The following is a 26,641-nucleotide window of genomic DNA, read 5'->3' as shown; positions in this document are numbered from 1 at the left end:
GTCGGCGGCATGCGCGAGCGCGCCCGCGCTCTCGGCGGCGAGCTCACCGCGGGCGGCCGGCCCGGCGGCGGCTACCTCGTCCGCGCCCGCCTTCCGTACCGGAACGAGGCACCCCTGTGATGATCAAGGTTCTGCTCGCCGACGACCAGGGGCTCGTCCGGGCCGGGTTCCGGTCCATCCTCGACGACGAGGACGACATCACGGTGGTCGGCGAGGCCGCCGACGGCGAGCAGGCGGTGGCGGCCTGCCGCGAACTGCGCCCGGACGTGGCGCTGCTGGACGTGCGGATGCCCCGGATGGACGGCCTGGAGGCCGCCCGCCGGATCACCTCCGACGCCCGGCTGGACGCGGTCAGGGTCGTCATCCTGACCACCTTCGACCTCGACGAGTACGTCTACGGCGCGCTGCGCGCCGGCGCCACCGGCTTCCTGCTCAAGGACACCGAGCCGGCGGAGATGATCCACGCCGTGCGCGTCGCGGCGCGCGGCGACGCGCTGATCACGCCGTCCGTCACCCGCAGGCTGATCGGCGAGTTCGCCGGGCGCGTCGAGGCGCCGAGGCCCGGCGCCCGGCTGCGGGCCCTCACCGACCGCGAGCGCGAGGTCATGGTCCTCGTCGCGGGCGGGCTGAGCAACAACGAGATCGCCGGCAGGCTGGTGCTCAGCCCCGCCACCGTCAAGTCGCACGTCAGCCGCATCATGACCAAGCTCGACGCGCGGGACCGCTCGCAGCTCGTCGTCCTGGCCTACGAGTCCGGGATGGTCAACCCCGCCTGGATGCGACCGGAGCGGTAACCCGCCCCCCGCACCCGCAACCGGTGGGGTGCCCCGGGTGCACACCGGGGGCCGATGCCGCGCGGCGTACCGCGTCCCGATGCTGGCGCCATGAATCTCACGGGTGCCGTGCTCGGGTTCCTGGTCGGAGGGGCCGCGGGCTTCATGCTGACCGAGGCCGTCGGCGTGTTCTTCCATTTCGTCCTCGACCGGACGCTCGACGTGGGCGGGACGCCCGCCCTGCTCGCCGCCTTCATCTCCGTGCCGATCCTGTGCGCCGTCGCAGGCGCGTTCGTCGGCACCCGCTTCAAGACCCGAGGTTGACGTCTGCATGTCCATTCCAAACACGGCGCCCGCACACGCGGGCCCCACTCCCCCCGCGGGCCGGTTCGGGCGCCTGGCCGCCTGGTCGCAGCGCCGCCGCTGGGCCGCCCTCGCCCTGTGGGTGCTGGTGGTCGCGGCGATCACGGTCGGCTCGCAGGCCGCCGGCGCCGCCTACCACAACGACTTCTCGCTGCCCGGAACCGAGTCGCAGGCCGCCGCCGACCTGATGGAGGAGCACGGCTCCCGCCAGGCCGGCGCCACGGTCCAGATCGTCGCCGAGGCCCCGGCGGGCCTGCGGGGCGAGCGGCAGGAAGTCGGGCGGATGCTCGACGAGGTGCGCCGGCTGCCCGCGGTCGCCGACGTCGGCGACCTGTCGGTCTCCGGATCCGGCACCGTCGGCTACTCGACCGTGACGCTCGACGGCGCGGCGGAGGACGTGCCGAAGGAGCGGATCACCAAGATCATCGAAACCGCGCAGGCGGCCTCCGGGGACGGGCTGCGCGTCGAACTCGGCGGCGACGCCGTCCGCGGCGCCGAGGAGGGCGGGGGCGGCGGCGCCGAGGGCGCCGGGATGCTGGCCGCCCTGGTCATCCTCGTGTTCCTGTTCGGCTCCCTCGTGGCGGCGGCGCTGCCCCTGGTCACCGCCGTGTTCGCGGTGGGCGGCGCGGTCGGGCTGATCGCGCTCGCCTCGCACGCGTTCACGGTCGCCGACTTCACCCCGCCGATCATGATGCTGATCGGGCTGGGCGTCGGCGTGGACTACGCCCTGCTGATCTTCTACCGCTACCGGCACGAGCTGCGGAACGGGGCCGACTCCCCGGCCGCGACCCGCATGGCGCTGGACGCCGCCGGGCGCACCGTCTTCTTCGCCGGCTGCACCGTCATCATCGCGCTGCTGGGCCTGATCGCCCTCGGGCTCGGCTCCCTCCAGGGGGTGGCGCTCGCCGTCGCGCTGACCGTGCTGGTCACGATGGCCGCCTCGCTGACCCTGCTGCCCGCGCTGCTCGGCGTCTTCGGCGGCCGCATCCAGCGGCAGGTCCGCAAGCGGGCCGCGAAGTCCCGGCCGCGCGAGGACGGCTGGCGCCGGCTGGCCGCGGCCGTCCAGCGCCGCCCCGTTCCGGCGCTGCTCGCCGCGGTCGCCGCGCTGCTCGCCCTCTCGGCGCCGGCGCTGGACATGCGGCTCGGTTTCGCCGACTCCGGCAACGACGCCCCGGCCTCGACCAGCCGGCAGGCCTACGACCTGCTGGCGAAGGGGTTCGGCCCCGGCTTCAACGGCCCGCTGATCGTGGTGGCCAAGGGCGACGCGGGGCCGCTCCGCGAGGCCCTCGCGCGGACGGAGGGCATCGCCGCCGCGACCCCGCCGTTCCCGTCCAAGGACGGCGAGGTGTCCGCCGTCGTCGCCTACCCGACGACCGCGCCGCAGGACGCGAGGACCACGGACCTCGTGCACGAGCTGCGCGGCGACGTGCTCCCGGCCCTGTCCGACCGCACCGGCGTGGAATACCTGGTGGGCGGGACGACGGCCGCCACCCAGGACTTCGCGGACTCGGTGTCGGCGCGGATGCCGCTGTTCGTCGCGGTCGTGGTGGGACTGTCGGCCCTGCTGCTGATGGTGGTGTTCCGATCGGTCCTGATCCCGGTCAAGGCCGCGCTACTCAACCTGCTGTCCATCGCCGCGGCGCTCGGCGCGATCGTCCTGGTCTTCCAGGACGGCCGGTTCGGCGCGCAGAGCGGCCCCATCGAGGCGTTCATCCCCGTGATGATCTTCGCGATCGTGTTCGGCCTCTCCATGGACTACGAGGTGTTCCTGGTCGCGCGCATCCACGAGGAGTGGGAGCGCACCCGGGACCCGTCCCGCGCCGTCCGCGAGGGCCTGGCGGCCACCGGCAAGGTCATCACGGCGGCGGCCGCCATCATGATCGTGGTGTTCGCCGCGTTCATCCTGAGCCCGGACCGGATGCTCCAGCAGTTCGGCCTCGGCCTGGCGGTGGCGGTCCTCCTGGACGCGCTGGTCATCCGCTGCCTGATCGTCCCGGCGGTCATGCAGCTCCTCGGCAGGCACGCCTGGTGGCTCCCCGCGCCCCTCGCGAAGCGCCTCCCGAGGGTGGCACTGGAGCGGCCCACCGCCTGAGGCCCCCTCCGGCACCGCCCGGCGACGCGCGGGGCGGTGCCGGCCCTCGGACCTCGGCACCGAACGGACGTGCGGTCAGGTCACGCGGGACCAGAGCAGGCAGAACTCGTTGCCCTCCGGATCGGCCAGGACGACCCAGCTCTCCTGGCCCGTCTGCCCGACGTCGTCGGCCCCCCATCACGTCGAACGAAGAACGGATAACCGTCCGCCACGGTGCCAGACGCCCGCGCGGGACGTCGAGCGGATTCGCCGGACCCGACCGGCCCGGCTCCCGAAGGCCCGCCCTAGAGGTGCAACCGGAGGCGGCCGGAGGCGAGGGCCTCGGCGACCCGTGCCTCGGTGCCGGCGACGTCCTCGTCCGAGGTGTCGAGCACGTGGCGCTCCAGTTCGCCGAGGTCGGCGAACTGGTCCCACATCGCCAGGACCGGGCGGCGGTCCACCAGCGCGCCGGGCGCGGTCCGGGCCTGGGCCCGGGCGAGCGTGACGTCGCGATCCGGGCGAAGGGCCGCGTAGTGGACCGGCACCGAGGGGCGCAGCCGCGCCTGCTCGCGGAAGTGGTGGAGCATCCACGGGCCGACGATCCCGTCGACGACCGTGACGAAGCCCCCGTCGGCATACGCGAACGCCGCGCCGGCGATGACGTTCATGACCGTCTCGTTCTGCGAGCGCGACGCCGGCTCGTACGGCGGGATCGCCCCGGCCACGATGCAGTGCCAGAAGTCGTCGGTGTGCAGGTGGACGGCCCTCTGGTGCCGGCGGGCGACCCGGGCCGCGACCGTCGACTTCCCCGCTCCGGGCGGGCCCGTCAGGATCAGGACGCTGCCGGCCATGCGATCAGCCTAGAGCCGGATCGGTGCGACGCCCGCCGCGGTGCCGGAGGTGACGAAGGTGACGCCTTCGGCCAGAAGCGGGTCGCGATGACGCAAGGGGGCCGTCGCTTCACGGTGAGTGATCAGACCATCGCGTTCGGGGATGGGGCTCGTGAAGTCATCCCCCTTCCGTCCGGGAGCATCGACGAGGAGGTCGCCCGACCGGGCGGGTCACGGCCGGGCGAGTACGGCGCAGAGGGCGTCCAGGGCGGCGGGGTAGGCGGCGCCGACCGGGGTGCTGTAGCCGACGACGAGGCCCTGCGGGCGGCCGTCCGGCTCCTGCCAGTGGTCGCGGAGAGGCATGAGGGCGAGGTCGTGGAACGCGGCGCGGCGCACGGCCTCGCCCTCACCCCGCCCGTCCGGGAGCAGGACGAGGGCGTGCAGCCCGGCGGCGATCCCCTGGACCCGGACGTGCGGGACGCGTTCGCGGAGCGCGGCGACCAGCAGGTCGCGGCGGCGCCGGTAGCGCAGGCGGGCGGCGCGGACGTGCCGGTCGTAGGCGTGGGTGTCGATGAGGTCGGCCAGAGTGAGCTGGGCGAGCGACTGGGTGTGAGCGTCGGCGAGGCGTTTGGCCTCGGCGAAGGGCTCGACCAGGCGCTCGGGCAGGACCAGCCAGGCCAGGCGCAGCGCCGGGGCGAGGGTCTTGGACGCGGTTCCGCCGTAGACGACGTGGTCGGGCGCCGTCCCCTGCAACGCCCCGACCGGCTGGCGGTCGTAGCGGAACTCGCCGTCGTAGTCGTCCTCGACGACGGTCCCGCCCGTGTCGCGGGCCCAGGCGGCGAAGGCCCGGCGGCGGTCCGGGCGGAGGGTCGCCCCGGTCGGGTACTGGTGGGCGGGGGTGAGCACGGCCGCGCCCGCCCGGTCGAGCGAGTCCGGGCGCGCGCCCCGGTCGTCCACCGGCAGGGGGACGACGCCGAGCCCGGCGCGCCGGACGATCTCGCGGTGGAAGAAGTGCCCCGGCTCCTCCATCGCGACCGCCGCCGTCCCGAGGTCCCGCAGGACGGCGGCCAGGAGGCCGAGGGACTGGGCGTAGCCGGACGTGACCACGATCCGGGCCGGGTCGGCGTGCACCCCCCGGGCCCGGCCGAGGTATCCGGCCAGCGCCTCGCGCAGTTCGGGTCGTCCGCGCGGGTCGCCGAGCGCGTGCGCGCCGGGCGGGGCGGACGCCAGCACGCGGCGCGTCGAGCGCAGCCACGCGGCGGACGGGAACGTGCTCAGGTCGGGCCGTCCGGGCAGCAGGTCATGTACCGGTGTCCTGGCGGGCGCCGGTTCCGCGGGCGCCGGTCCGGATCCGGCGGGCCCGGCCGCGGGACCCGCCGCGACCCGCGTGCGCGAGCCGGGGACGGCCGTGAGGTAGCCCTCGGCCGTGAGCTGGTCGTAGGCGGCGGTGACCGTCCCGCGCGCCACGCCCAGCTCCGCGGCCAGCGCGCGGGTCGACGGGACGACGTCGCCGGGAGCCAGCCGCCGGGACCTGATGGCCTCGCGGAGGGCGCGTTCGAGGCCCGCCCGGCGGCCCCCGGAGGAGTCGACGTCCAGATGCAGATCGACCGAACCGGTCCAGTCTTCGCGCATGGAACTGGATCTTAATCCTGGTCCGGTCGACCTCTAGGTTCACGGCATGATTGTTTTCGCGCAGCTCAGCGACACCCATCTGGACGGCGGCGGCCACCGCGCCGAACGCGCGGCCCGCGTCATGGACCACCTGAACGGCGTGCCGCTCGACGCCGTCCTCGTCACCGGGGACGTCGCCGACCACGGCGAGCCCGCCGAGTACGAGCAGGCCCGCAAGGTGCTGGCGTCGCCGCATCCGGTGCTCACCTGCCCCGGCAACCACGACGTGCGCGGCCCCTACCGGGAGGTCCTGCTGGACGAGCCGCCGGGCGGCGGCCCGGTCGACCGCGCCCATGAAATCGGCGGGGCCACGTTCCTGATGTGCGACTCGACCGTCCCCGGCGAGGACCACGGGCACCTCGACGACGAGACGATCGGATGGCTCGACCGGCGGCTCGCCGCGGCCCCGGACGCGCCGGCGTTCGTCTGCTTCCACCACCCGCCGGTGGATCTCCAGATCCCCTACGTCGACGGGATCCGGCAGTTCGGCGAGCAGCGCCTCGCCGAGGTGGTCCGGCGCCATCCGCAGGTGGTGGCGCTGCTGTGCGGCCACGCCCACACGGCGGCGGCCACGACCTTCGCGGGACGGCCCCTGCTCGTCGCGCCCGGCGTCGTGTCCACCCTCCGGCTGCCGTGGCAGGAAGGCGACATCGCCGACATGGACGCTCCCCCGGGCGTCGCGTTCCACGTCCTGGACGACGAGGGCCGCCTCAGCACGCACTACCGCACCTTCTAGGGGCGCGCCCGGGTGCCGGCGCGGCGAACGCTTCGACGTGCGCCGAAACGACCCGCCCGTAGGTTCTAGGCATGGACTTCGGAGGCGCGGAGAAGGCGGACCGGTTCAGGCGGCTGCACCACGGCGACCGTCCGCTGGTACTGCCGAACGCGTGGGACTTCGCGAGCGGCGCGGCGCTGGCCGAGGCCGGGTTCCCGGCGATCGGGACGACGAGCCTCGGCGTCGCCGCGGCGGCCGGGAAGGCCGACGCGGACGGCGGCACGCGCGCCGAGACCCTCGCGCTGGCCCGGACGCTGGCGCGGCTGCCCGTGCCGGTGACCGTAGACGTCGAGGGCGGGTTCTCCGCCCGCCCCGGCGAGGTGGCCGCGCTGGCCGCCGAACTCGCCTCCTCCGGGATCGCCGGGATCAACCTGGAGGACGGGCGTCCCGACGGGACCCTCGCTCCCGCCGGTCACCAGGCGGCCGTCATCGCCGCCGTCAAGGAGGCCGCGCCGGGGCTGTTCGTGAACGCCCGCACCGACACGTTCTGGCTGGGCTCCCCCGACCTGGACGAGACGCTCCGGCGGGCGCGGGCGTTCGCCGCGGCCGGGGCGGACGGGATCTTCGTCCCGGGGATCGCGGACGACGCCGGCATCCGGGCCGTGCTGGACGCCACGGACCTGCCGCTGAACGTGCTGCACCTCCCGGGCAGGACCGACTACCGGCGCCTCGCGCGGCTCGGCGTGCACCGGGTGAGCACCGGGTCGCTGCTCTTCCGCACGGCGCTGCGGGCGGCGGTCGCCGCGGCGCTCGAGGTGACCGGGGCGGGCGAGGCCCCTGCCGTGCCGTCGTACGGCGAGGTCCAGCGGCTCGTCAGTGGCCGGTGATCCGGTCGGCGAGGCGGGCCAGGCCCGAGGTGGCCGCGGAGGGCGCGGACGCCTCGCGGGCGTCGGCGGCGCGGTAGAGGGCGTACATCGCGTGGACGCCGAGCCACCGCAGGGGTTCGGGCTCCCAGCGCCGGACGCGCCGGTCCACCCACGGCAGCGCGGTCAGCTCGGTGTCGCGGCGCAGGACCAGGTCGCGGAGGGTGCGCCCGGCGAGGTTCGCGGTGGCGACGCCGTGGCCGGTGTAGCCGCCGGCGTGGCCGAGCCCGGTCGCGTGGTCGAGGACCACTGTCGCGCACCAGTCGCGGGGGACGCCGAGGACGCCCGACCAGGCGTGCTCCACTTCCACCTCCCCTTCGTCGGCGACGGCGGGGAACATCCGTGTGAGCATCGTCCAGAGCGCGTCCACGGTGGACGGCTCGGTCCGGCCGCCGTCGTCGATGCGCGACCCGTACCGGTAGGGGCGGCCCCGGCCGCCGAAGGCGATGCGGTCGTCGGCGGTGCGCTGCGCGTACATGTAGTAGTGCGCCATGTCGCCGAGCAGTTCGCGGCGCTCCCACCCGATCGCCTTCCAGGCGCGGGCGGGCAGCGGCGTCGTGACGATCATGGAGCTGTTCATCGGGAGCCAGTCGCGCCGATGGCCGGGCAGCGCGGCGGTGAAGCCCTCGGTGCCCCGCAGGACGAACTCGGCGGTGACGGTCCCGAACGGGGTGACGGCGCGGGCCGGGGCGGCGCCCCGGCGCGGGTCGATCCGGACGACGGGCGTCCCCTCGTAGACCTCCACGCCGAGCCGCCGGACCGCCGCGGCGAGGCCCCGGACGAGCGCGGCGGGCTGCGCCCGCGCGGCGTGCGGGCTCCACGCAGCGCCGGTCGCGCCATCGACGCGCAGCCGGTCGTCGCGTTCGGCGGCGGGCAGCGGGACGAGGTCGTCGTCGCTCCAGCCCCACTCGCGGGCCTCGCCGACCAGGGCGGCGAGGCGGGCGCGCTGGGCGGCGTTGCGGGCCACGTGCAGGACGCCTCCCTTGACCAGCCCGGCGTCGATCTCCTCGGCTCCGGCGACGCGGACGACCTCGTCCACCGCCTGGAACATGGCCTGCTGCAGCGCGATCGCGGCGGGGCGCCCGTGCCGGGCGGCGTAGCGCTCCCGGGACCCCGCGATCTCCCCCAGCACCCAGCCGCCGTTGCGGCCGGACGCGCCGAACCCCGCGAACTCGCGCTCCAGCACGACGACGCGCAGGTCGGGGCGGGCGCGCTTGAGGTAGTAGGCCGTCCAGAGCCCGGTGTAGCCGGCGCCGACGACGCACACGTCGGCGGTGCGCGGGCCGGGCAGGCGGGGACCGGGGGCGGGGCGCCCGGCCGCCCGGTACCAGTAGGAGACGCCGCCATTGGCGAAGCCGGAGGCCAGGGGCGCCCGGCCCGGGGAGGAGCTCATGCGCTCATCCTGCTGCATTCCGCAGCAAAAGCAACAGTCGGCAACGGATTCTAGGGTACGGCGTCCACAATTCGACGGGATCCGATCCAGCGCGAGCGTTCGGCCGCATAGTAGGCGGCGCCGTCGGGGCCGCTCGGGCCGTCCCGCCACCGGCGCATCCCGAGCTGCAGCGCGATCTCCGACGACGCGGGGTTGGCCGTGTCGATCTCGGCGGTGATCCGGCGCACGCCGACCACCCCGAACGCGTAGTCCAGGACGGCGCGGGACGCCTCGGCGGCCAGCCCCCGGCCCCAGTGGTCGGGCTCCAGGCTGTAGAGGATCTCGACGTCCACGCCGTGGCCGAGCGGCCCCTCGTGGTGGCTGAGCCCGGCCACGCCGACCAGCGGGTCGCCCGGCGCCGCCGCGCCGGCGCCCGGGGACCAGGGCGCGGGGCGCAGCGCCCACAGCCCGTAGCCCTCGGTCGCGAAGTCCCGCTCGCTGGCCTCGATGATCTCGCTGACCTGCACGGGGGTGACCACCCGGTCGTCGAACAGGTGCCGGCGGACGAGGGGGCCCGTCCAGTGCGTCAGCAGAGCGCCGTGGTCGCGCATCGACACCGGGTGCAGGGCGAGTCGCACCGTGCGCAGGACCTCACTCATCCCCGTCCCCCGATGGGGGCCACTCGGGGGCGGCCTCGCCGTCCGGGACCCCGACCCGGAACACGCGCAGCTGCAGTGCGAGCGCCTGGTAGTAGCCGACGAGCGCGACCAGCTCGACCAGGGCGGTGCGGCCGAGCGTCGCCACCGCCTCGGTGTACACGGCGTCGGCGAGGTCGTCCTCGGCCACGAGCTGCCGCGCCGCCTCGTGCACGACGCGCTCGCGGACGTCGGCGAGCATCGGGGCCCGGCCCTCGCGCAGCGCGTCCATCTCCTCGTCGGCGAGCCCCTGCCGGCGCCCGATGCGCTCGTGGGCGTACCACTCGAAGTCGGAGCGCAGGTGCGCGGCCACGACGAGCGTCGCGATCTCCCGCTCGCGCTTGGTGAACCCGGTGCGGAAGCGCAGCGCCGCGCCGAGGTCCTGGAGCGGCAGGCCGACGGGAGGGCTGTAGAGCATCGCGTTGAACGGGCCCTGGAGCCGGCCGATGTCGTCGGCCAGGGCGAAGGGCGGGTTGCGGTCGCCGGCGCGGGGCCCGCCCGTCACCGCCTCGTAGACGGCCCGCTGCTCGTCGCTGAGCGAACCGGGGAGGAGCAGCGGGAGCCGCGTCGGGGACGGGCCGCGCCGCGGTCGGTCGTTGACGTGCTCACCGCTCACGGGGTCGATCACTCCCCGCACGCTAGGCGCTCGGGGCGGGCGGCTCAACCCCCGTCCGAAATGTGAAACCCCTGGCACACGATGACGTAGCGGCCGCGTAACACGCGTCGGCGAGCCTGGTCCGCGACCGCACCGGACACGAGCGGGGCGACCGGGCCCCGGAGGGAACGTCCCATGCCGCTGCTCCGCATCCGCACCGAGATCGAGGACCGGCCCGGCCGCCTCGCCTCCCTCACGGCCGCGCTGGCCCGGCGCGGCGCCAACATCCTCGGGCTGTCCGTCCAGCTCGACTCGGGCGGGGTGGTGGACGAGTTCGTCGTCGACGTCCCGCCCGGCGGTCCGGACGCGCGCGCCCTCGCCGAGGCGCTGGGCGCGGCGGGCGGGACCCGGACCGCCGTCCTGCCCGCCCGCCCCCACGAGCTGGTGGACGAGCCGACCCGCGTCCTCGTCCTGGCGTCGCGCCTCCGCGCCGAACCGCACGCGGTGCCCGAGATCCTCGGGGAGCTGCTGCGCGCCGACGACGCGCGCTGGCACTCACCCGGCGGGGAGGACGGGGAGCCCGACCGGTGCGACCTCCTCGTCCCGGTGCGCGGCCGCTCGGTCCGGCTCCGCCGCGTGGGCCTGCCGTTCACCGCGACCGAGGCGGCGCGGGCGGACGCGCTGGTTCGCGCCGCGCTTCCCACCGTGCCGCGTCCCTGCGCGTCCCGGCGGATCGCGCTGCGCGACGGCACGCAGGTGGTCGTCCGGCCGATCGAGCGGCGCGACGCGGACACCGTGCGGGCGCTGCACGAGCGCTGCTCGCTGGACAGCCGCCGGATGCGCTACTTCAGCCCCAAGCCGTATCCGCCGCGGCGGGCGTTCGAGCGGTTCTGCGACCCCTCGCGCGGCATGACGCTGGTCGCCGAGGGCCCGGACGGGTCGCTGCTGGCGCTCGCCCACCTGGTCCTCGTCCGCGATCCGGGCGCCGCGGAGGTGGCGTTCCTGGTCGAGGACGCCTGGCAGGGCCGCGGGCTCGGCCGCGGCCTCGCCGTGCTGCTGCTCGCGCTGGCCCGGGACCGCGGCCTGGTGGAGGTGCGCGCGACCGCGCTGAGCGAGAACGCCCGGATGCGGCGGCTGCTGACCTCGCTCGGCGGGCGGACCCGGCGCACCGAGGACACCGCGGTCGTGGAGATCAGGCTGCGCCTGGACGGCCGTCCCGCCGAGCCGGGGGCGCTGGCAGGATGGGCGGGTGAGCGGCGTATATGACGACCCCTGGGCGTACGAGCTGGCGTGCTCGTTCCGCGACGTGCCGGCCGAGGTGGAGGTGCTCCTCGGCTGGTGCGCCGAGCAGGGCCTCGCCCCCCGCACGGCGCTGGAGCTGGCCGCCGGCCCCGCCGAGCACGCCCGCGAGTTCGCCCGCCGCGGCCTGGCGGCGACGGCGCTCGACCTCAACCCGCGGATGTGCGCCTACGCCGCCCGCGAGGCCGAGAAGGCCGGCGTCGCGCTGGAGGTCGTCGAGGGCGACATGACGCGGTTCGCGCTGGGCCGCCGGTTCGACCTCATCGCGACCATGCTGGACTCCACGTCCCACCTCATGACGCTGGACGCGTTCGTGGCGCACCTGCGCCGCGCCGCCGCGCACCTGTCCCCCGGCGGCCTCTACGTCGTCGAGATGTCGCATCCCCGCGACCGGCTGGGCGACGACCCGAGCGTCAGCACCGGGTGGACGGTCGAGCGGGACGGCGTCCGGGCGAGCGTGCGCTGGGGCGAGCCGTCCGACCGGCTGGACCCGGTCACCCTGATCGCCGACGACCACGTCACGATGACCATCACCGGGGAGGGCGCGGAGTCGCGGGTCGTCCGCGACGTCGTGCCCTACCGGTTCTGGACGGCCACCGAGCTGGACGCCGCGATCCGCCTCGCGGGCGGTCTGGAGGTGGCGGCGCAGTACGGCGACTTCGGGGCCGGCGAGGACGCGGTGCCCCTGGCCGACCCCGAGGCCTGGCGCATGATCACGCTGCTGCGCCCGCGCTGAGCGTCAGGGCGCGGACCGCCAGCCCGGCATCGGGTAGGCGGCGAGCAGCTCGCGGACCTGCCCGGCGACCCGGTCCAGGACCGTCTCGTCCTCCTTGGCGGCGGCCTGGACGACCTCGTCGATCCACGCCGCGACCTGCGGCATGTGCTCCTCGCCGAGCCCCCGGGTGGTGATCGCCGCGGTGCCGAGCCGCAGCCCGGAGGGGTCGAACGGCTTGCGCGGGTCGAAGGGGACGGCGTTGTAGTTGAGCTCGATGCCGGCGCGGTCGAGCGCCTGCGCGGCGGGCTTGCCCGCCACGCCCTTGGTCGTGAGGTCGATGAGGATGAGGTGGTTGTCGGTGCCGCCGGAGATCAGGTCGTAGCCGCGGTCCAGCAGCGCGGCGGCCAGCACCTTGGCGTTGGCGACGACCTGCCGGGCGTACCCGGCGAAGTCCGGCCGCGCCGCCTCCTTCAGCGCGACGGCGATCGCGGCCGTCGTGTGGTTGTGCGGCCCGCCCTGCAGGCCGGGGAAGACGGCCTTGTCGACCGCCTTCGCGTGCTCCGCCGTCGACATGATCATGGCGCCGCGGGGGCCGCGCAGCGTCTTGTGCGTGGTCGTGGTGATGACGTCCGCGTGCCCGACCGGGGACGGGTGCGCGCCGCCGGCGACCAGGCCCGCGATGTGCGCGATGTCGGCGGCCAGCACCGCGCCGGCCTCCCGGGCGATCTCGGCGAACGCCGGGAAGTCGATCGTGCGCGGGATCGCGGTGCCGCCGCACCAGATCAGCTTCGGCCGCTCCTTGAGCGCGAGGTCGCGCACCTGGTCCATGTCGATCCGGCCGGTGTCGGCCCGCACGTCGTAGCGGACGGGCCGGAACCACTTGCCGGTGGCCGACACCGACCAGCCGTGCGTGAGGTGGCCGCCCATCGGCAGCGACAGGCCCATGACCGCGTCGCCCGGCTCCAGGAACGCCATGTAGACCGCGAGGTTGGCGGGCGAGCCCGAGTAGGGCTGGACGTTGGCGTGCTCGACGCCGAACACGCCCTTCGCCCGCTCGATGGCGAGCAGCTCGATGGGGTCGACGTTCTGCTGGCCCTCGTAGTAGCGCTTGCCCGCGTAGCCCTCGGAGTACTTGTTGGTCAGGACCGTGCCAGCGGCCTCCAGCACCGCCTCCGACACGTAGTTCTCCGAGGCGATCAGCCGGATCTTCTCGTACTGGCGCCGGGCCTCGGCCTCCACCAGCTCCGCGATCTCGGGGTCCTGGCCTTGCAGACGGGGTACGGCCGGTTCGTGCATCGTGAGCCTCCGCGCTGTTCGCGCCAGGGCTTCGGGCGCCCCGGCGAAGGGGACCCGTACACCCAGGCGCGCGGTGTGCGGACTACTTTCGCTCCCCGGTGGTCGTCTCCACCTTGACTGCGCCAGTCGCGTGGGCGCCATCATACCGGGCCGCCCCGCGTCCGCGCCGGGCGCGCTCGGGCACCGAGACCAGGAACAGACCGCCCATCAGCAGCAGCGACCCGGCCGCGACGGGCGGCGGCATCCGCTCGCCGAGGACGGCGACGGCGAGGCCGGTGGCGACGAGCGGCTCGGCGAGGCTGAGCGTCCCGGCGGTCGCGGCGGACACCCGCCCGAGGCCGGTGACGAAGAACATGTACGCGGCGGCGGTGGCGGCGATCCCGAGCCAGGCCACCAGCGCGGCCGAGCGCGGCGCGGCGAGCGCCGGCAGCTCCGGCAGCGTCCAGCGCAGCAGGGCCGCTCCCCCGGCGAGCAGCGTCACCGACACCGCGGCCGCCATCGCCATGCCGGACGTCCCCGCGCCGCGGCCCGTCAGGACCTTGGCCGACACCGTGTAGACGCCGAAGCACGTCCCGCCGACAAGGCTCAGCGCGATCCCGGCGGGGTCGGCGTGGACGGCCTGCCCCGGCACCATCAGCAGGGCCACGCCGCCGACCGCGCAGGCCGTCCCGGCCCACCAGCGGCGGCTGAGCCCGGCCCGCAGGACGAGCCGTTCGCAGAGACCTGTCGAGACGGGCGCGAGCCCGAAGACCACGGCGGTCGCGACGGCGGCGCCCGTCCGGTCGACCGCGCTGAAGAACGACGCCTGGAAGGTGCCGGTCGCGGCGGAGGCAGCCGCGATCGGCGCCCAGGCCGGCCGGGTCAGCGCGCGGAACGCCCGGCGGTCCGCCGCGAGGACGAGGACGGCGAGCACGAGCCCGCCCGAGAGGATCCGGGCGCCGCCGACCGCGACCGGGCTCGCGGACGGCCCGGCCAGCACCTGCGCCGGCCCGACCGTCCCCCAGAGCACGCCGGCGGCGAGCACCAGCAGCGCACCGGATGAATGGTTTCGTCGCTCCATGCCGCCGAAGCTAGGCGAACATGCGGGAGATGGCGTGCACAGCCGTCGTTTCATTCGACCCAGGCGCGTGGACCCGTCAATCCTTCGACCACACGGGGGAACGCTGCCTGTCAGGTGTAGGCCGTTCGCCCTTCCGGCCGGTGCGCCGACGGAAGTTCGGACTGCTCCACCGGCTGGACGTAGTCGTACACGACGATGGTGCGGACGTCCACGTACTCCTTGCGGCGCGCCAGCCGGTCGAGGACGAAGTCGCGGAGGTAGGCGGTGCTCGGCACGGCCACGTGGACGAGCAGGTCCTCGTTCCCGGTCACCACGAAGACCCCGATCGTCTCGGGCATCGAGGCCATGCTGTCGCGGGCGGACTCGATGGCCTCGCGCGACTGGGGCCGGATCCTGATGGAGATCAGCGCCTGCACCCCGCGCCCCAGCCGCTCCAGGTCGGCCGCCGCGTGGAACCCGGTGATGACGCCCCGCGCGCGCAGCGCCCGCGTCCGCTCCAGGGCCGTGGACGGCGCGATCCCCACCGCCTCGGCCAGTTCGCGGTTGGTCTGCCGCCCGTCGCGCTGCAGGCGCCGCAGGATCGCCTGGTCGACCGCGTCCATGAGGTTCCTCCGAACTGCCCGGCGGACGCCGAACTCCCGCGCGGGAACCGCGCCCTTATGTCCCGTTCCCCGAAGATTATTCGACCCGGGCCGTGCCCGCCACGGCCACGAGCGCGCAGGCGCCGACCCCGGCGAGGGCCCAGACCGCGCCCGCCGGCCCCAGATCGAAGAGACGGCCGATCACCAGGTCGCCCGCGAAGGAGAACATGCCGGCGCAGAACGCCAGGACGCCGTAGTACGAGCCGAAGCGCTCCACCGGGGCGTGCCGCGCGGTGCGCTGGAAGACCGCCGGCTGGACGAGGCCGTTCGCCACCCCGTTGAGGACGGCCGCGGCCATCAGCGGGCCGGCCTGCGTGCCGTCCAGCGCCGCGAGCACGAAGAACGCCGCCGCGGCGCACAGCAGGCCGAGGCGCAGCACCCACGGCCGCTCCCCCCGCCGCCGGACGGCGACGAAGGGCTGGACCGCCGCCGCCACCATGGCCAGGAGGGAGAAGGACAGCGTCGCCACCGCGGGCCTGAAGCCGAGGAGGGGCGCGGCCGTCATGATGTGGGTCGCGAGCAGCGTCGTCGGCGCGGTCAGCAGCGCGAAGTACAGGAACCTCCGGTCGCCGAGCACCGCCCGGACGCCCGCGAGGACGTCGCGGAGGCCCGCGGCGGCGCGCTTCGCGCCGGACCGGGGCACGACCAGGAACAGGGCGCCCGCGACCGTCCAGAGAGCGGCGGCGGTGCCCGTCAGGAGGGGGAACCCGGCCCCCGTCCCCAGGAGGAGCAGGCCCATCGGCGGGCCCGCGACGGTCGCCAGGTGCTGGGCGACGACGTAGGCGGCGAAGCCGCCGGACCTTCCGCCGGGACCGACGGCCGCCAGCAGGCTGTGGGCCGCGGGGTTGTAGAGGGCGCCGCCCACCGCGAGGACGACGGCCGCGCAGAGCAGCGCGCCCACGCCCTCGGCGTACCCGAGCATCGCGAACCCCAGCGCGCGCACGGCGCAGGACAGCATCCCGGTCCGGCGCGCGCCGAGCAGGTCGGTGACCGTGCCGACCGGGAGGAGCAGCGCGAACTGGAGCCCCACCCGCACGCCGAGGACCAGGCCGACCGTGCCGGCCAGCAGTCCCAGGTCGTGCCGGAGGTGCGCGACGAGGTGCGCCATCACCGAGAAGAAGCCGAGGCTCGCGGCCAGCTGGATCGCCACGACCGCCGCGATCACGCGGCGACCGGACGGGTCCGCCGCGGGAGCGGGCGGGGCGGGGGCGGGTGCGGTTCCCGACGCGGGGGCGGAGACCGTCACAACCCTGCCCGCGACAGGCCGGAGACGACCAGCTTCGCGGCCTCCGCGATCAGGGCGTTCTTGGGCGGGGTGCCGTACCCCGGACGGTCGGTCATGACGGCCACCATCAGCGGAGCTCCCCGGGGAGGCCACACGACCGCGATGTCGTTGGCCCTGCCGTAGTCGCCGGTCCCGGTCTTGCTCGCCGTCCGCCAGCCCCGGGGCAGCCCGGCCTTGACGCGTTCGGCCCCGACGGCGGTGGCGCTGCGTTCGAGCCAGCCGCGGACCAGGGCGCGCTTCCCGGGCTCCAGCGCGTCCCCGAGGACGATCGCGCGGTAGTCGGCGGCGATCGCCCGTGGGCTCGTCGTGTCCCGGGGATCGTCCGGGCGGACCCTGTTCAGTTCGGGCTCGTAGTCGTCCATGCGGCTGACGGCGTCGCCGAGCCCGCGCAGGTAGGCGGTGAGCCCTGCCGGGCCGCCGGCGTCGCGCATCAGCAGGTTCCCCGCCGTGCCGTCGCTGTAGCGGACGGCGGCGTCGCACAGCTCCCGGATCGTCATGCCGGTGTCGACGCGGTCCTTGGTGATCGGTGAGATGGAGTTCACGTCGGCCCGGGTGTAGGTGACGCGCTCGTCGAGGTGGGCGAGCGGATTGCCGTGCAGGACCGCCGCCGCGGCGAGCGCCTTGAAGGTGGAGCAGAACGCGAAGCGCTCGTCGGCGCGGTAGGCCACCTCGGCTCCGGTCCGGGTCGCCACCGCGTACACGCCGAGGCGGGCGCCGTGCCGGCGTTCGAGCGCCGCGAACCGCGACGCGTCCGGCTGCACGGCCGCCGAGACGTCCGGGGACCGTGCGGACGGCGATGCCGCCGCGGAGGGCGGTCGTTCCCTCTCCGCGCATCCGGCCAGCGGCAGGAGGGCCGCGGCGGCCAGCAGCGTCCGCCGGGAAGAGCCGGACTGCTCGAACGGCATGCGGGGCACCTGCTTTCCCGGGGCGGAGGGCGGACGCCGCTCAGCAGACCAGAGCCGCACTCGCGGCGTCCAATATGGATATCGCTCGTGCCGCCATACGCGCGCGCATATCGACGCTGGTCAGAGGGGCCCGCCGAGGCGCCACCGGGGAGACCGGCGATTCTGCCGATGCCGGTGGGACCGGTGGGTCCGACAATGGGCGGCTCACAGAGGCCGGCCGCGCGAGTCGCCGCCGGTGCGGGAGCCAGGGTCGGCGGGGAGTCGAGGTCGGACGTGGGCGGAGCGCATCGAGGGACCGGCCGGCGGGGGCGCCGGCGCGCGGTGACGGCGGGCGCGGCGGTGAGCGGGGCGGTCGTCGCGGCCGTGCTCGGCACCTCGGTGTACGCGCTGTCGGAGACCCCGGGCTGCTCCGGACCCGTGCGGGGGCTCGACGTCGCCGCCGCGCCCGAGATCGCCGGGGCGGTCTCGGCGGTGGGCGCCGAGTTCAACCGCCGGGGGCACCGGGTCCGGGGCCGCTGCGTGCGGGTCGCCGTGCGGGCGGCGGGCCCCGCCGGAGTGCGGGCGCTGCTGGCGGGCGAGATCCCGCCCGGCGCGGGCGTCCGCCGCCCGGACGTGTGGATCCCCGACTCGTCGCTGTGGCTGCGCCTGCTGGAGGCGCCGCCGCCCGCCGCCGGGTCCCTCGCCCGCTCCCCGCTGGTGGCGGCGCTGCCCCGCGCCGAGGCCGGCCGCGCGGCCGGGCCGTGGCGGAAGGTGCTGGACGCGGCCGTGCCCGGGACGCGGGAGTCCCGGTCGTTCCGGCTGACGGTGGCCGACCCGGCGCGCACCGGCACGGGCCTGGCGTCGCTGCTCATGGTCGACGCACGGTACGGGAAGGCGTCCGCGCCGTTCGCGGCGTTCGCGCGGGACGTGCGCCAGCACGTCGCGCCCGACGCCTCGGCGCAGTTCTCCGCCCTCGCCCGCCGCGAGTCCGGCCGCGTCCCCGTCCTGGTGACGTCGGAGCAGGCCGTGTGGGCGCACGACCGCGCGGACCCGTCCGAGCCGGCGGAGGCCGTCTACCCGCCCGACGGCACCCTCTTCCTGGACTATCCGGTCACGCTGCCGTCCGCCGATCCGGCCGCGCGGCTGTTCGCGCGGGCGCTGCGGTCCGGCGCCGCCCGCGAGGCGTTCCGGTCCCGCGGCTTCCGGGACCCGGACGGAGCCCCTCCCGCGGCGTTCGCCGAGGCCGCCGGCGTGGCGGCGGCGCGTCCGCCGGAGCTGCCCGCCCCGGCGGGAGCCGACGTCGAGCGGGTCGCGCAGGCGTGGGCGCGGCTGGCGCTCGCCTCGCGGATGCTGTCGCTGATCGACGTGTCCGGGTCGATGGCGCAGCGCGTGCCCGGCACCGGCCTCACCCGGATGCAGGCGATCGCGCAGGCGTCGCGGCAGGGCCTCGCGCTCCAGCCGGACGACACCGAGCTCGCCCAGTGGATCTTCTCGACGCGGCTGGACGGCGTCCGGGACTGGCACGAGAACGTGCCGATGGGCCCGCTCGGAGGCCGGATCGGGTCCGCGACCCGCCGGCAGCGGATCCTCGGCGCGCTGGCGGCGCTGCGCCCGCGGCCGGACGGCGGCACGGGCCTGTACGACACGCTGCTGGCCGCCGTCCGGTACATGCGCCGCACGTACCGGCCGGAGATGGTCAACACCGTGCTGGTGTTCACCGACGGCCGTGACGACGACCCGGACGGCCCGACGCTCCCCGCGACGCTGGCGGCCCTGCGCGCGGAGCGCGACCCGGCCCGGCCGGTGCAGATCATCGTGGTCGGGTTCGGCCCGGACGTGGACACCGCCGAACTGCGCGGGATCGCGGACGCGACCGGCGGCAGCGTCTACACCGCGCACGCCCCGCAGGACATCCTGCGGATCTTCGGGCAGGCCACCGCCCGCCGCCTCTGCGCGCCGCACTGCTGACTCCGCGGGAGCGGCCCCGGTCCGGAAAGACGTGTGGCCCGGCCCCTCTCCGGGGCCGGGCCGCACGGGTGCCGCTGCGGCCGGCGTCAGCGGGCCGCGGCCTCCATGGCCTGCTTGACGGCGGCGCGCTTCTGCCGGAGCTTGGCGAGCGCCTCCTCGAGGATGGCCTCGCCGTCCTCGTCGCTGCGCCGCTCCTTCACGTACGCGAGGTGGGTCTTGTAGGGCTCCGTCTTCGGCGGGGCCGGGGGGTTCTCGGAGTCCTGGCCGGCGGGGAACCCGCAGCGCGGGCAGTCCCACGTCTCGGGCACCGCGACGTCCGTCGCGAAGCTGGGGCGGGTCTCGTGCCGGTTGGCGCAGTAGAAGGTCACCCAGACGCGGGGGGCGGCGTCGCCGCGCTCCGCCTCTCCCATCGGACCGGCCCCGACACGGCTGCCCCGAATCGCGTTGCCACTACCCACGGATTACTCCTCGCTTGGTGTTCCGCCGCCGCCCGTGACCTTCGAGGACGGCGCGGCGCTCGCATGTGTTGAACGGGCGGCTCAGCCGACGCCCTTGTGCTTGAACAGCAGTCCGAGCACGATGACCGCGGCGAACCAGACCACGCCGACGCCGATGGTCAGCCGGTCGAGGTTGCGCTCGACCACCGAGGACCCTCCGAGGGACGACGAGACGCCGCCGCCGAACATGTCGGACAGGCCGCCGCCCTTGCCCTTGTGCATCAGGACGAGGACCACCATCAGCAGGCTCGTGACGATGAGCACGATGGACGTTGCGATGATCACGTTTCTTCAGCGCCTTGTCTGTAGTTCAGGACGGAGGGTCGGGCCGGACCGGGCGTTTACCCGTCAGCTACGAAGGGTACGACGAAGTCTTCGCTGGTTCGGCAAGAACCCCTGGTTCACACGGAATTGATCAGTTTTGATCAGACCGGCAGATCCCGGTACCGGCAGATTTTGACGAACTCGCCCGGGTCCAGGCTGGCACCACCGACCAAGGCGCCGTCCACATCGGCCTGCGCCATGATCCCGGCGACGTTGCCGCCCTTGACCGAGCCGCCGTACAGGATACGCGCCTCGTCGGCCACTCCGCCGTCGTACAGCTCGGCGAGCCGCGTACGGATGGCGGCGCAGACCTCCTGCGCGTCCTGCGGGGTGGCGACCTCGCCGGTGCCGATCGCCCAGACCGGCTCGTAGGCGATCACGGTGCGCCGCACCTGGTCGGCGGGGATCTTCTCCAGCCCGCCGTCGACCTGCGCGAGGACGTGCGGGACGTGCTCGCCGGCCTTGCGGACCTCCAGGCCCTCGCCGACGCACAGGATCGGGGTGAGGTCGGCGGCGAGGGCGGCCTTGGCCTTGGCGTTGACGACCGCGTCGTCCTCGGCGTGGTACTGGCGCCGCTCGGAGTGCCCGACGACGGCGTAGGTGCAGCCGAGCTTGGCGAGCATCGCCGCGGAGATCTCGCCGGTGTAGGCGCCGGACGCGTGCTGGGAGACGTCCTGCGCGCCGTACTGGATCGCGTACTTGTCGGCCTCGATCAGCGTCTGCACCGAGCGCAGCGCCGTGAACGGCGGGATCACGGCGACGTCGACGGCGTCGTGGTCGGCGTCCTTGAGCGCGAACGCCATCTTCTGGACGAGCGCGATCGCCTCGAGGTGGTTGTTGTTCATCTTCCAGTTGCCGGCCATGAGCGGCTTGCGGCCGGTCTGCGGGGTCGCGGGGGCCATCGGTCAGTCCTCCAGGGCTTGCAGGCCGGGCAGCGTCTTGCCTTCGAGGTACTCCAGGCTGGCGCCGCCGCCGGTCGAGATGTGGGAGAAGGCCGCCTCGTCGAAGCCGAGCCGCCGGACGGCCGCGGCGGAGTCGCCGCCGCCGACCACGGTGAACGCGCCGGAGTCGATGAGGCCCTGCGCGACGGCGCGGGTGCCGTGCGAGTAGGGCTCCATCTCGAACACGCCCATGGGGCCGTTCCAGAACACCGTCCTGGCGTCGGCGAGGCGGGAGGCGAACAGCTTGCCGGACTCGGGCCCGATGTCCAGGCCCAGCCGGTCGGCCGGGATCGCGTCGGCGGGGACCACGTCGTGGTCGGCGTCGGCGGCGAACGCGGCGGCCGCGACGATGTCGACCGGCAGCACGAACTCGACGCCGGACTCCTCGGCCCGCCGCAGGTACTCGCGGACGGTGCCGAGCTGGTCCTCCTCCAGGAGGCTCTTGCCGACCTCGTGGCCCTGCGCCTTGAGGAAGGTGAACACCATGCCGCCGCCGATCAGGATGCGGTCGGCCTTGCCGAGCAGGTTGTCGATGACCCCGAGCTTGTCGGACACCTTGGACCCGCCGAGCGCGACCGCGTAGGGGCGCGCGACGTCCTCGGTGAGCTTGCGCAGCACCTCGACCTCGGCGGCGATCAGCCCGCCCGCGGCGTGCGGGAGCCGCTTCGGCACGTCGTAGACCGACGCGTGCTTGCGGTGCACGGCGCCGAAGCCGTCCCCGACGTAGACCTCGGCGAGGGCGGCCAGCCGGTCGGCGAGGGCGCCGCGCTCGGCGTCGTCCTTGCTGGTCTCGCCCGGCTCGAAGCGCAGGTTCTCCAGCAGGGCGACGCCGCCGTCCGCGAGGCCGCCCGCGACGGCCTGGGCCGACTCGCCGACGACGTCGGAGGCGAACGCCACCTCCGCGCCCAGCAGCTCGCCCAGGCGGGCGGCGACCGGCGCGAGCGAGAACTCGGGCTTGACCTCCCCCTTGGGGCGGCCGAGGTGGGCGCAGACGATGACCTTGGCGCCCCGGGCCCGCAGCGCCTCGATCGTCGGCAGGCTGGCCCGGATCCGCCCGTCGTCGGTGATCTGCATCGTTGTGGGGGGACGACCCCCCACACCCCCCGGAGGGGGGTCAGAGCCCTCCAGCGGGACGTTGAGGTCCGCCCGCAGCAGGACGCGCCGGCCGGCGACGTCGAGATCGTCAATGGTGCGCATCGGGATGCGGTGTCCTTCCGTACACGGCCGCGCCGTGGCCGCGCGTCGCGCGGCCACGGCGGTGGCGGCTTCGGTTACAGCTGCGAGCCGACGAGCTTGACGAGGTCGACGAGGCGGTTGGAGTAGCCCCACTCGTTGTCGTACCAGCCGACGACCTTCACCTGGTCGCCGATGACCTTGGTCAGGCCGGAGTCGAAGATGCAGGACGCCGGGTCGGTGACGATGTCGCTGGAGACGATCGGGTCCTCGGTGTAGGTGAGGTAGCCCTTCAGCGGGCCCTCGGCGGCGGCCTTGAACGCCTCGTTGACCTCCTCGACCGTCACCTCGCGGGACAGCTCGGCGGTGAGGTCGGTGGCCGAGCCCGTCGGCACCGGGACGCGCAGGGCGTAGCCGTCGAGCTTGCCCTTCAGCTCCGGCAGCACCAGGCCGATCGCCTTGGCGGCGCCGGTGGAGGTGGGCACCACGTTCAGCGCGGCGGCGCGGGCGCGGCGCAGGTCCTTGTGCGGGGCGTCCTGCAGGTTCTGGTCCTGCGTGTAGGCGTGGATCGTCGTCATCAGGCCCTTCTCGATGACGAAGCTGTCGTGCAGCACCTTGGCCAGCGGGGCCAGGCAGTTGGTGGTGCAGGACGCGTTGGAGATCACCGTGTGGTTCGCCGGGTCGTACTTGTCCTCGTTGACGCCGAGGACGACGGTGAGGTCCTCGTTCTTGGCCGGCGCCGAGATGATCACCTTCTTGGCGCCGTTGTCGGCGTGCACCCGGGCCTTGTCGGCGTCGGTGAAGAAGCCGGTGGACTCCACGACGATGTCGGCGCCGACCTCGCTCCACTTGAGGTTCGCGGGGTCGCGCTCCTCGAAGGCCTTGATGGCCTTGCCGCCCACGACGATCTCGTTCTCGGTGGCGCGCACGTCCTCGGGGAAGCGGCCGAGGATGCTGTCGTACTTCAGCAACTGGGCGAGGGTGGCGTTGTCCGTCAGGTCGTTGACCGCCACGACCTCGATGTCGGCCCCGGACGCCTTCACCGCGCGGTAGAAGTTGCGGCCGATCCGGCCGAACCCGTTGATGCCTACTCGGATGGTCACGGAACGGCTCTCCTCGTACGTCGTATCGCCCGGTGCCAGCCGGGCTGTTACCTACGGTCGATCCGGGGTTGATCCCCACCTCAGACCCTATCCAATGACCCGCGGGTAGCCGGACACCGGTTTCGTGGGATTCACGGGTGAGCCCGGCTTCCCCCGGTCGGGGGATCGCCCGCCCCGGTGCGGCTTTCCTCGCACAGCACGATCATCACTACACTCCGGGGCCATGTGGCGAGGGTGGTCGGTTCTCATGGCGGGGCTGGTGGGGGCCGTCCTGCTCGCCCGCCCGGCCGGTGCGGCACCCCCGCCGGCACGCGCCGAACCGGTGGGCCGCGCCGACGCCATCGCCGCCGCGCTCCGGCGCGATCCCGTGTACGTCACCGACCACGCGCCCCGCGTGCTGCCCCCCGACGCCGCCGCCCGGATCAGGGCGTCCGTCGCCCGGCTCGGCGCACCCGCGTACGTGGCGGTGACGCCGACCGTGGGAGTCGGCCAGGAGAACCCCGCCGACTCACTCGCGGCGCTGCTCCGCGACCGCCTGCGCAAGGACGGGATCTACATCGTGGTCGCCCCGTCCGGCGGCGACGGAGAGGTCCGGCAGTTCGGCGGCGCCCGCCGCCTGCCGCTGGAGGACGCCTGGCAGGCGGCGGACTTCGAGACCGCCTACGACGCGAGCGCGCCGGACGTGATCGCCCGGTTCGTGGACATCGCCTTGTCCGGACACGCGAGGGAGCGCCGCGACCATCCGCGTCCGGCGCCGAAGTCGAAGGTCCGCGAAGCGCTGGACGCCGACGACGCGGCGGACCGGCGCGCGGCCCGCGTCGAGTGGAGCGCGTTCGCCGGCGGCGCCGCGCTGAGCGGGGGATCGATCCTCGGACTGCTGGTCCGCCGCCGCGTCCTGCGCGCCGGGCGGCCCCAGAGGCCGCCGAGGAAGAACGCCGCGAAGGCGCGCCGATGAGGCGGGTCCCGGCGGTGCTCACCGCCCTCGCCCTCGTTCTCGCGGCGCGGCCAGGTACGGCAGCTGCGGACGGACCGCCCCCGCACGCCTACCACCGGCTCGACCGGGTGGGCGCCGCGCTCGCCAAGGATCCGCTCTTCGTCGACCCCGACGTCGCGCAGGCGCTCGGCGAGGCCGACCGCGCCCGGCTCCGCACGGCCGTCGGCACGGCGGCGAGGCGGCTCGGCACACCGGCGTACGTGGTGGTGATCCCGAACCCCGGCGAGTCGGAGGCGCAGGGCCGCGACGACGCGTTCCTGTTCATGCTGCACGAGCGGTCGCGGCGCGACGGCCTCTACGTGATGGCCGATGCGCACGGCCGACTGGAGTCCGAGGCGTTCAACGTGCCGCGCCGGGGCCCCTCCCCGCTGGACGAGGAGCCGGGGGACGCGGCGCCCCGCGACCACGAGCGCCCCTTCGCCGGGCTCGCCGACCGGATCGTCCGGCGGCTGGACGGCTACGCGGCCGCGCCCTCGGCGTCCCCCACCCTGCCGACGTTGTACTCCAGCCCGGACCCGTTCGGGCAGGAGAACGCGCTCACGCCCGCCGAGCCCGAGATCAAGGCCCCGCTGCTGACCGGCCTCCTGCTGGCGGGGCCGGCGGGCGCCGCCGTGCTGTACTGGCTGGGCCTCGGCGTCCTGGCGCTGCGCCGGGGCGGGCGGTCGCGCTCCCCCGTACGGCGGAAGGCCGGACGGCAGGCCCCGGCGCGCACCGAACCGAGCGTGCGCTGGCTCCACCGCCACGGGGCGAAGGACCTCGGGGCGCTTCGCCGCCTGCTCACCACGACCGGAGCCGAGCGGGGACGCCCCTACGCCGTCTCCGCCTACGACGCCGCCCAGATCCTGTACGACGACGCCAAGGACGACGACTCCAAGGCGATCGATCTGGTCGGCGCGATCGTCCTGGCCCGCCAGGGACGCGTCGCCCTCACCCGCGACGCCGAGTCCCCGCCGCCCCCGTGCCTGGTGAACCCGCTGCACGGCGGGTCGGTCGTGCGCAGGCGCGTCCCGAAGCTGGACATGAGGGACGGCGCCCTGCCCAAGCAGCTCCCGCTCTGCGAGGACTGCCGGCGGCTCGCCGAGCGGGGCGGCCTGGACGAGCGGCGCCTCCTGCGGATCCCGGAACCGGACGGGCGCCGCCCGCACACCCTCGTCCCGGGCGTGTGGCGCGACACGGCGTGGGGCGCCCGCGGCAAGACCTTCCTCCCCCGTGTGATGAGGTACCTCGGTGTCGACTGAACCGTCCCCCGGCGAACGGCTGGCCGCCGCTCTGCGGCGCTCCCCGATCCACGTCGACCCCTCCCTGGCCTCCGCGCTGCCCCCGGCGGAGCGTCGCGCGCTCATCGCCAAGTTCCGCAAGGCGCCCGCGCCGGTCTACGTCGTGCTGGTGCCCCTGGTCAAGGGCGGCACGTGGACGGACGCCGAGCAGCTCGCGACCGTCGTCCACGACCGCCTCGGCCGCGACGGGATCTTCATCACCCTCGACGACGACAGCGGGGACCTGAAGGCGCGCGAATGGGGCGGCGACCACCGGGCCGACCGCGCCGCCTGGGCGGTCGCGCTGGACCGCGCCATGGACGACGCGCCGCTCGCCGCCCGGCTGTCCCGCATCGCCGACCTCATCGTCTCCGGCACCGGCCAGCAGGAGTACGACCGGGTCTCCGCCGAGATCGACAAGCGCTACAACGCCCGGCACGGCACCCCCCGGCCCGAGCGCGGCGGGGACGGGGGCGGGCTCGCGCTGCCCGTCGGAGCGGGCGCGGCGGGCGTCGCCGTGGCCGGCGTCGCCGGGTTCCTGCTGTGGCGGCGCAGGCGGATGGCCTCCGTCCGCCGCGAGGGCGAGGGCCTGCTGATGCCCCGCACCGTGTTCGCCACGGCGAACCGCGCCACCGAGGACCAGCTCCGCGAGCAGGCGTCCCGCGAGGTCATCGCGTTCGGGGAGCTGCTGGACGAGAGCACCGTCCCGACCTCGGGCGAGCGGACCCGCGCGCTGATGGCCCGCGCCCTGGACGCCTACCAGGCCGCCGGGAAGACGCTCGACGCGGCACGCGGCGTCCCCGACCTGGCCGGCGTCCTGGTCCTGCTCGACCAGGGCCGCGACGCCCTCGCCTCCGCGCAGGCCGTCGCGAAGGGGCGTCCCGAGATCCCCCCGGTCCCGCTGTGCTTCTTCAACCCGCTCCACGGCGACGCCACAAGCGACCTCGACTGGCGCCCCCTCGGCTCCCGCAAACGGCTGAGCGTCCGCACGTGCCGCCCCTGCGCCCGCGCAGCCCGCGAGAAGCGCCCCCCAGAGGTCCTCACCGACACCCGCGACGGCCGGGAGGTCCCCTACTACGAGGCCGACCCGTCCCGGAGCGTCTGGGCCGAGACCGGCTACGGCCAACTCCGCGACGACCTCGTCCAGCGCGTGCTGCGCGGCGACAACGCCCCGCGCTGACCCGTCGCCCAATGTTT

Annotated in this window: 25 protein-coding genes, 2 pseudogenes and 1 riboswitch; of the genes and pseudogenes, 11 read left to right on the top strand and 16 right to left on the bottom strand. The window is 75.0% G+C overall.

What is annotated here, in order from left to right; genetic code table 11:
• Nucleotides 1-119 precede the first annotated feature (119 nt).
• The 3 genes from ABWI07_RS39020 to ABWI07_RS39010 all read left to right on the top strand — a co-directional run bounded on the left by ABWI07_RS39020 (nt 120) and on the right by ABWI07_RS39010 (nt 3,228).
• Nucleotides 120-794, top strand: a complete 675-nt coding sequence (locus tag ABWI07_RS39020; protein ID WP_149258149.1) for a response regulator — start codon at nt 120-122, stop codon at nt 792-794.
• 90 nt (nt 795-884) lie between these two features.
• Complete coding sequence (locus ABWI07_RS39015; RefSeq protein ID WP_149258148.1) at nt 885-1,097, top strand: hypothetical protein; 213 nt, start codon at nt 885-887, stop codon at nt 1,095-1,097.
• Between the two features lie 7 nt (nt 1,098-1,104).
• On the top strand, nt 1,105-3,228 hold the full coding sequence (locus tag ABWI07_RS39010) for an MMPL family transporter (protein WP_353821608.1): 2,124 nt from the start codon (nt 1,105-1,107) through the stop codon (nt 3,226-3,228).
• A gap of 75 nt (nt 3,229-3,303) precedes the next feature.
• On the opposite strand, the pseudogene ABWI07_RS39005 reads toward ABWI07_RS39010, so the two are convergent.
• The 3 genes and pseudogenes from ABWI07_RS39005 to pdxR all read right to left on the bottom strand — a co-directional run.
• Nucleotides 3,304-3,393 (bottom strand): annotated as a pseudogene (locus tag ABWI07_RS39005) (VOC family protein); the annotation flags it as partial.
• A gap of 119 nt (nt 3,394-3,512) precedes the next feature.
• Entirely contained in the window at nt 3,513-4,058 is a 546-nt protein-coding gene (locus ABWI07_RS39000; RefSeq protein WP_353821607.1) for an AAA family ATPase, read from the bottom strand.
• 210 nt (nt 4,059-4,268) lie between these two features.
• The gene (gene pdxR, locus ABWI07_RS38995) at nt 4,269-5,669 is read right to left on the bottom strand and encodes a MocR-like pyridoxine biosynthesis transcription factor PdxR (protein WP_353821606.1); all 1,401 of its coding nucleotides are present in this window, start codon (nt 5,667-5,669) and stop codon (nt 4,269-4,271) included.
• Between the two features lie 46 nt (nt 5,670-5,715).
• Between pdxR and ABWI07_RS38990 the strand changes: the two genes are divergently transcribed.
• Together ABWI07_RS38990 and ABWI07_RS38985 are read left to right on the top strand one after the other, a co-directional pair.
• Nucleotides 5,716-6,444 carry a phosphodiesterase gene (locus tag ABWI07_RS38990; RefSeq protein ID WP_149258145.1) on the top strand — a complete coding sequence of 243 codons (729 nt, stop codon included), beginning with the start codon at nt 5,716-5,718 and terminating at the stop codon, nt 6,442-6,444.
• Between the two features lie 71 nt (nt 6,445-6,515).
• Entirely contained in the window at nt 6,516-7,310 is a 795-nt protein-coding gene (locus ABWI07_RS38985; protein WP_149258144.1) for an isocitrate lyase/PEP mutase family protein, read from the top strand.
• Here ABWI07_RS38985 and ABWI07_RS38980 read toward each other — a convergent pair.
• Genes ABWI07_RS38980 through ABWI07_RS38970 form a run of 3 tightly spaced genes read right to left on the bottom strand, consistent with a single transcriptional unit; the run spans nt 7,297 to nt 10,041 of the window.
• Nucleotides 7,297-8,739, bottom strand: coding sequence for an NAD(P)/FAD-dependent oxidoreductase (locus ABWI07_RS38980; protein WP_149258143.1), 1,443 nt, complete (start codon nt 8,737-8,739; stop codon nt 7,297-7,299). The two genes, ABWI07_RS38985 and ABWI07_RS38980, sit on opposite strands and share 14 nt — an antisense overlap.
• Before the next feature lie 50 nt (nt 8,740-8,789).
• Nucleotides 8,790-9,377, bottom strand: a complete 588-nt coding sequence (locus ABWI07_RS38975) for a GNAT family N-acetyltransferase (protein WP_149258142.1) — start codon at nt 9,375-9,377, stop codon at nt 8,790-8,792.
• Nucleotides 9,370-10,041 carry a carboxymuconolactone decarboxylase family protein gene (locus ABWI07_RS38970; protein ID WP_353821605.1) on the bottom strand — a complete coding sequence of 224 codons (672 nt, stop codon included), beginning with the start codon at nt 10,039-10,041 and terminating at the stop codon, nt 9,370-9,372. Before ABWI07_RS38970 ends, ABWI07_RS38975 begins: the two co-directional genes overlap by 8 nt.
• Before the next feature lie 162 nt (nt 10,042-10,203).
• Between ABWI07_RS38970 and ABWI07_RS38965 the strand changes: the two genes are divergently transcribed.
• Together ABWI07_RS38965 and ABWI07_RS38960 are read left to right on the top strand one after the other, a co-directional pair.
• Complete coding sequence (locus ABWI07_RS38965) at nt 10,204-11,274, top strand: GNAT family N-acetyltransferase (protein WP_149258140.1); 1,071 nt, start codon at nt 10,204-10,206, stop codon at nt 11,272-11,274.
• The gene (locus tag ABWI07_RS38960; protein WP_353821604.1) at nt 11,258-12,043 is read left to right on the top strand and encodes a class I SAM-dependent methyltransferase; all 786 of its coding nucleotides are present in this window, start codon (nt 11,258-11,260) and stop codon (nt 12,041-12,043) included. Before ABWI07_RS38965 ends, ABWI07_RS38960 begins: the two co-directional genes overlap by 17 nt.
• 3 nt (nt 12,044-12,046) lie before the next feature.
• On the opposite strand, the gene glyA is transcribed toward ABWI07_RS38960, so the two are convergent.
• The 5 genes and pseudogenes from glyA to bla all read right to left on the bottom strand — a co-directional run bounded on the left by glyA (nt 12,047) and on the right by bla (nt 17,209).
• Nucleotides 12,047-13,318 (bottom strand): serine hydroxymethyltransferase, encoded by a 1,272-nt coding sequence (glyA, locus tag ABWI07_RS38955; protein WP_149258138.1) that lies wholly within the window; start codon nt 13,316-13,318, stop codon nt 12,047-12,049.
• Nucleotides 13,319-13,371: 53 nt separating this feature from the next.
• A riboswitch (ZMP/ZTP riboswitch) is annotated at nt 13,372-13,458 on the bottom strand.
• A gap of 104 nt (nt 13,459-13,562) precedes the next feature.
• Nucleotides 13,563-14,378, bottom strand: a pseudogene (locus ABWI07_RS38950) (DMT family transporter); the annotation flags it as partial.
• Between the two features lie 110 nt (nt 14,379-14,488).
• Nucleotides 14,489-14,980, bottom strand: coding sequence for an Lrp/AsnC family transcriptional regulator (locus ABWI07_RS38945; protein WP_149258136.1), 492 nt, complete (start codon nt 14,978-14,980; stop codon nt 14,489-14,491).
• 76 nt (nt 14,981-15,056) lie between these two features.
• Nucleotides 15,057-16,184 carry an MFS transporter gene (locus ABWI07_RS38940; RefSeq protein WP_149258135.1) on the bottom strand — a complete coding sequence of 376 codons (1,128 nt, stop codon included), beginning with the start codon at nt 16,182-16,184 and terminating at the stop codon, nt 15,057-15,059.
• Nucleotides 16,185-16,261: 77 nt separating this feature from the next.
• Complete coding sequence (gene bla / locus ABWI07_RS38935; protein WP_353821603.1) at nt 16,262-17,209, bottom strand: class A beta-lactamase; 948 nt, start codon at nt 17,207-17,209, stop codon at nt 16,262-16,264.
• A 339-nt stretch (nt 17,210-17,548) separates the two neighbouring features.
• Between bla and ABWI07_RS38930 the strand changes: the two genes are divergently transcribed.
• Complete coding sequence (locus ABWI07_RS38930; RefSeq protein WP_353821602.1) at nt 17,549-19,156, top strand: substrate-binding and VWA domain-containing protein; 1,608 nt, start codon at nt 17,549-17,551, stop codon at nt 19,154-19,156.
• Between the two features lie 86 nt (nt 19,157-19,242).
• Here ABWI07_RS38930 and ABWI07_RS38925 read toward each other — a convergent pair whose 3' ends face one another.
• The 5 genes from ABWI07_RS38925 to gap form a co-directional block, all read right to left on the bottom strand.
• Entirely contained in the window at nt 19,243-19,614 is a 372-nt protein-coding gene (locus ABWI07_RS38925; RefSeq protein WP_149258133.1) for an RNA polymerase-binding protein RbpA, read from the bottom strand.
• 81 nt (nt 19,615-19,695) lie between these two features.
• Nucleotides 19,696-19,938 (bottom strand): preprotein translocase subunit SecG, encoded by a 243-nt coding sequence (secG, locus tag ABWI07_RS38920; protein WP_149258132.1) that lies wholly within the window; start codon nt 19,936-19,938, stop codon nt 19,696-19,698.
• 140 nt (nt 19,939-20,078) lie between these two features.
• Nucleotides 20,079-20,879 (bottom strand): triose-phosphate isomerase, encoded by an 801-nt coding sequence (tpiA, locus tag ABWI07_RS38915; protein ID WP_353821601.1) that lies wholly within the window; start codon nt 20,877-20,879, stop codon nt 20,079-20,081.
• Between the two features lie 3 nt (nt 20,880-20,882).
• Complete coding sequence (locus ABWI07_RS38910; RefSeq protein WP_149258130.1) at nt 20,883-22,115, bottom strand: phosphoglycerate kinase; 1,233 nt, start codon at nt 22,113-22,115, stop codon at nt 20,883-20,885.
• Between the two features lie 74 nt (nt 22,116-22,189).
• Complete coding sequence (gene gap / locus ABWI07_RS38905) at nt 22,190-23,194, bottom strand: type I glyceraldehyde-3-phosphate dehydrogenase (protein WP_353821600.1); 1,005 nt, start codon at nt 23,192-23,194, stop codon at nt 22,190-22,192.
• A gap of 223 nt (nt 23,195-23,417) precedes the next feature.
• Between gap and ABWI07_RS38900 the strand changes: the two genes are divergently transcribed.
• From ABWI07_RS38900 to ABWI07_RS38890, 3 genes are read left to right on the top strand one after another with little or no spacing between them, the layout of a single operon-like run.
• The gene (locus ABWI07_RS38900) at nt 23,418-24,149 is read left to right on the top strand and encodes a hypothetical protein (RefSeq protein ID WP_353821599.1); all 732 of its coding nucleotides are present in this window, start codon (nt 23,418-23,420) and stop codon (nt 24,147-24,149) included.
• Nucleotides 24,146-25,426, top strand: a complete 1,281-nt coding sequence (locus ABWI07_RS38895; RefSeq protein ID WP_353821598.1) for a hypothetical protein — start codon at nt 24,146-24,148, stop codon at nt 25,424-25,426. The genes ABWI07_RS38900 and ABWI07_RS38895 overlap by 4 nt, the downstream gene beginning before the upstream one ends.
• Nucleotides 25,416-26,624, top strand: coding sequence for a hypothetical protein (locus ABWI07_RS38890; protein ID WP_149258127.1), 1,209 nt, complete (start codon nt 25,416-25,418; stop codon nt 26,622-26,624). The genes ABWI07_RS38895 and ABWI07_RS38890 overlap by 11 nt, the downstream gene beginning before the upstream one ends.
• Nucleotides 26,625-26,641: the final 17 nt, after the last annotated feature.

It is taken from the genome of Actinomadura sp. NPDC000600, assembly GCF_040492135.1.
In the GTDB taxonomy this organism is placed as follows: Bacteria; Actinomycetota; Actinomycetes; order Streptosporangiales; family Streptosporangiaceae; genus Spirillospora.
Note: the sequence above shows the minus strand (reverse complement) of the source record. Positions and strands in the feature narration are given on the sequence as shown.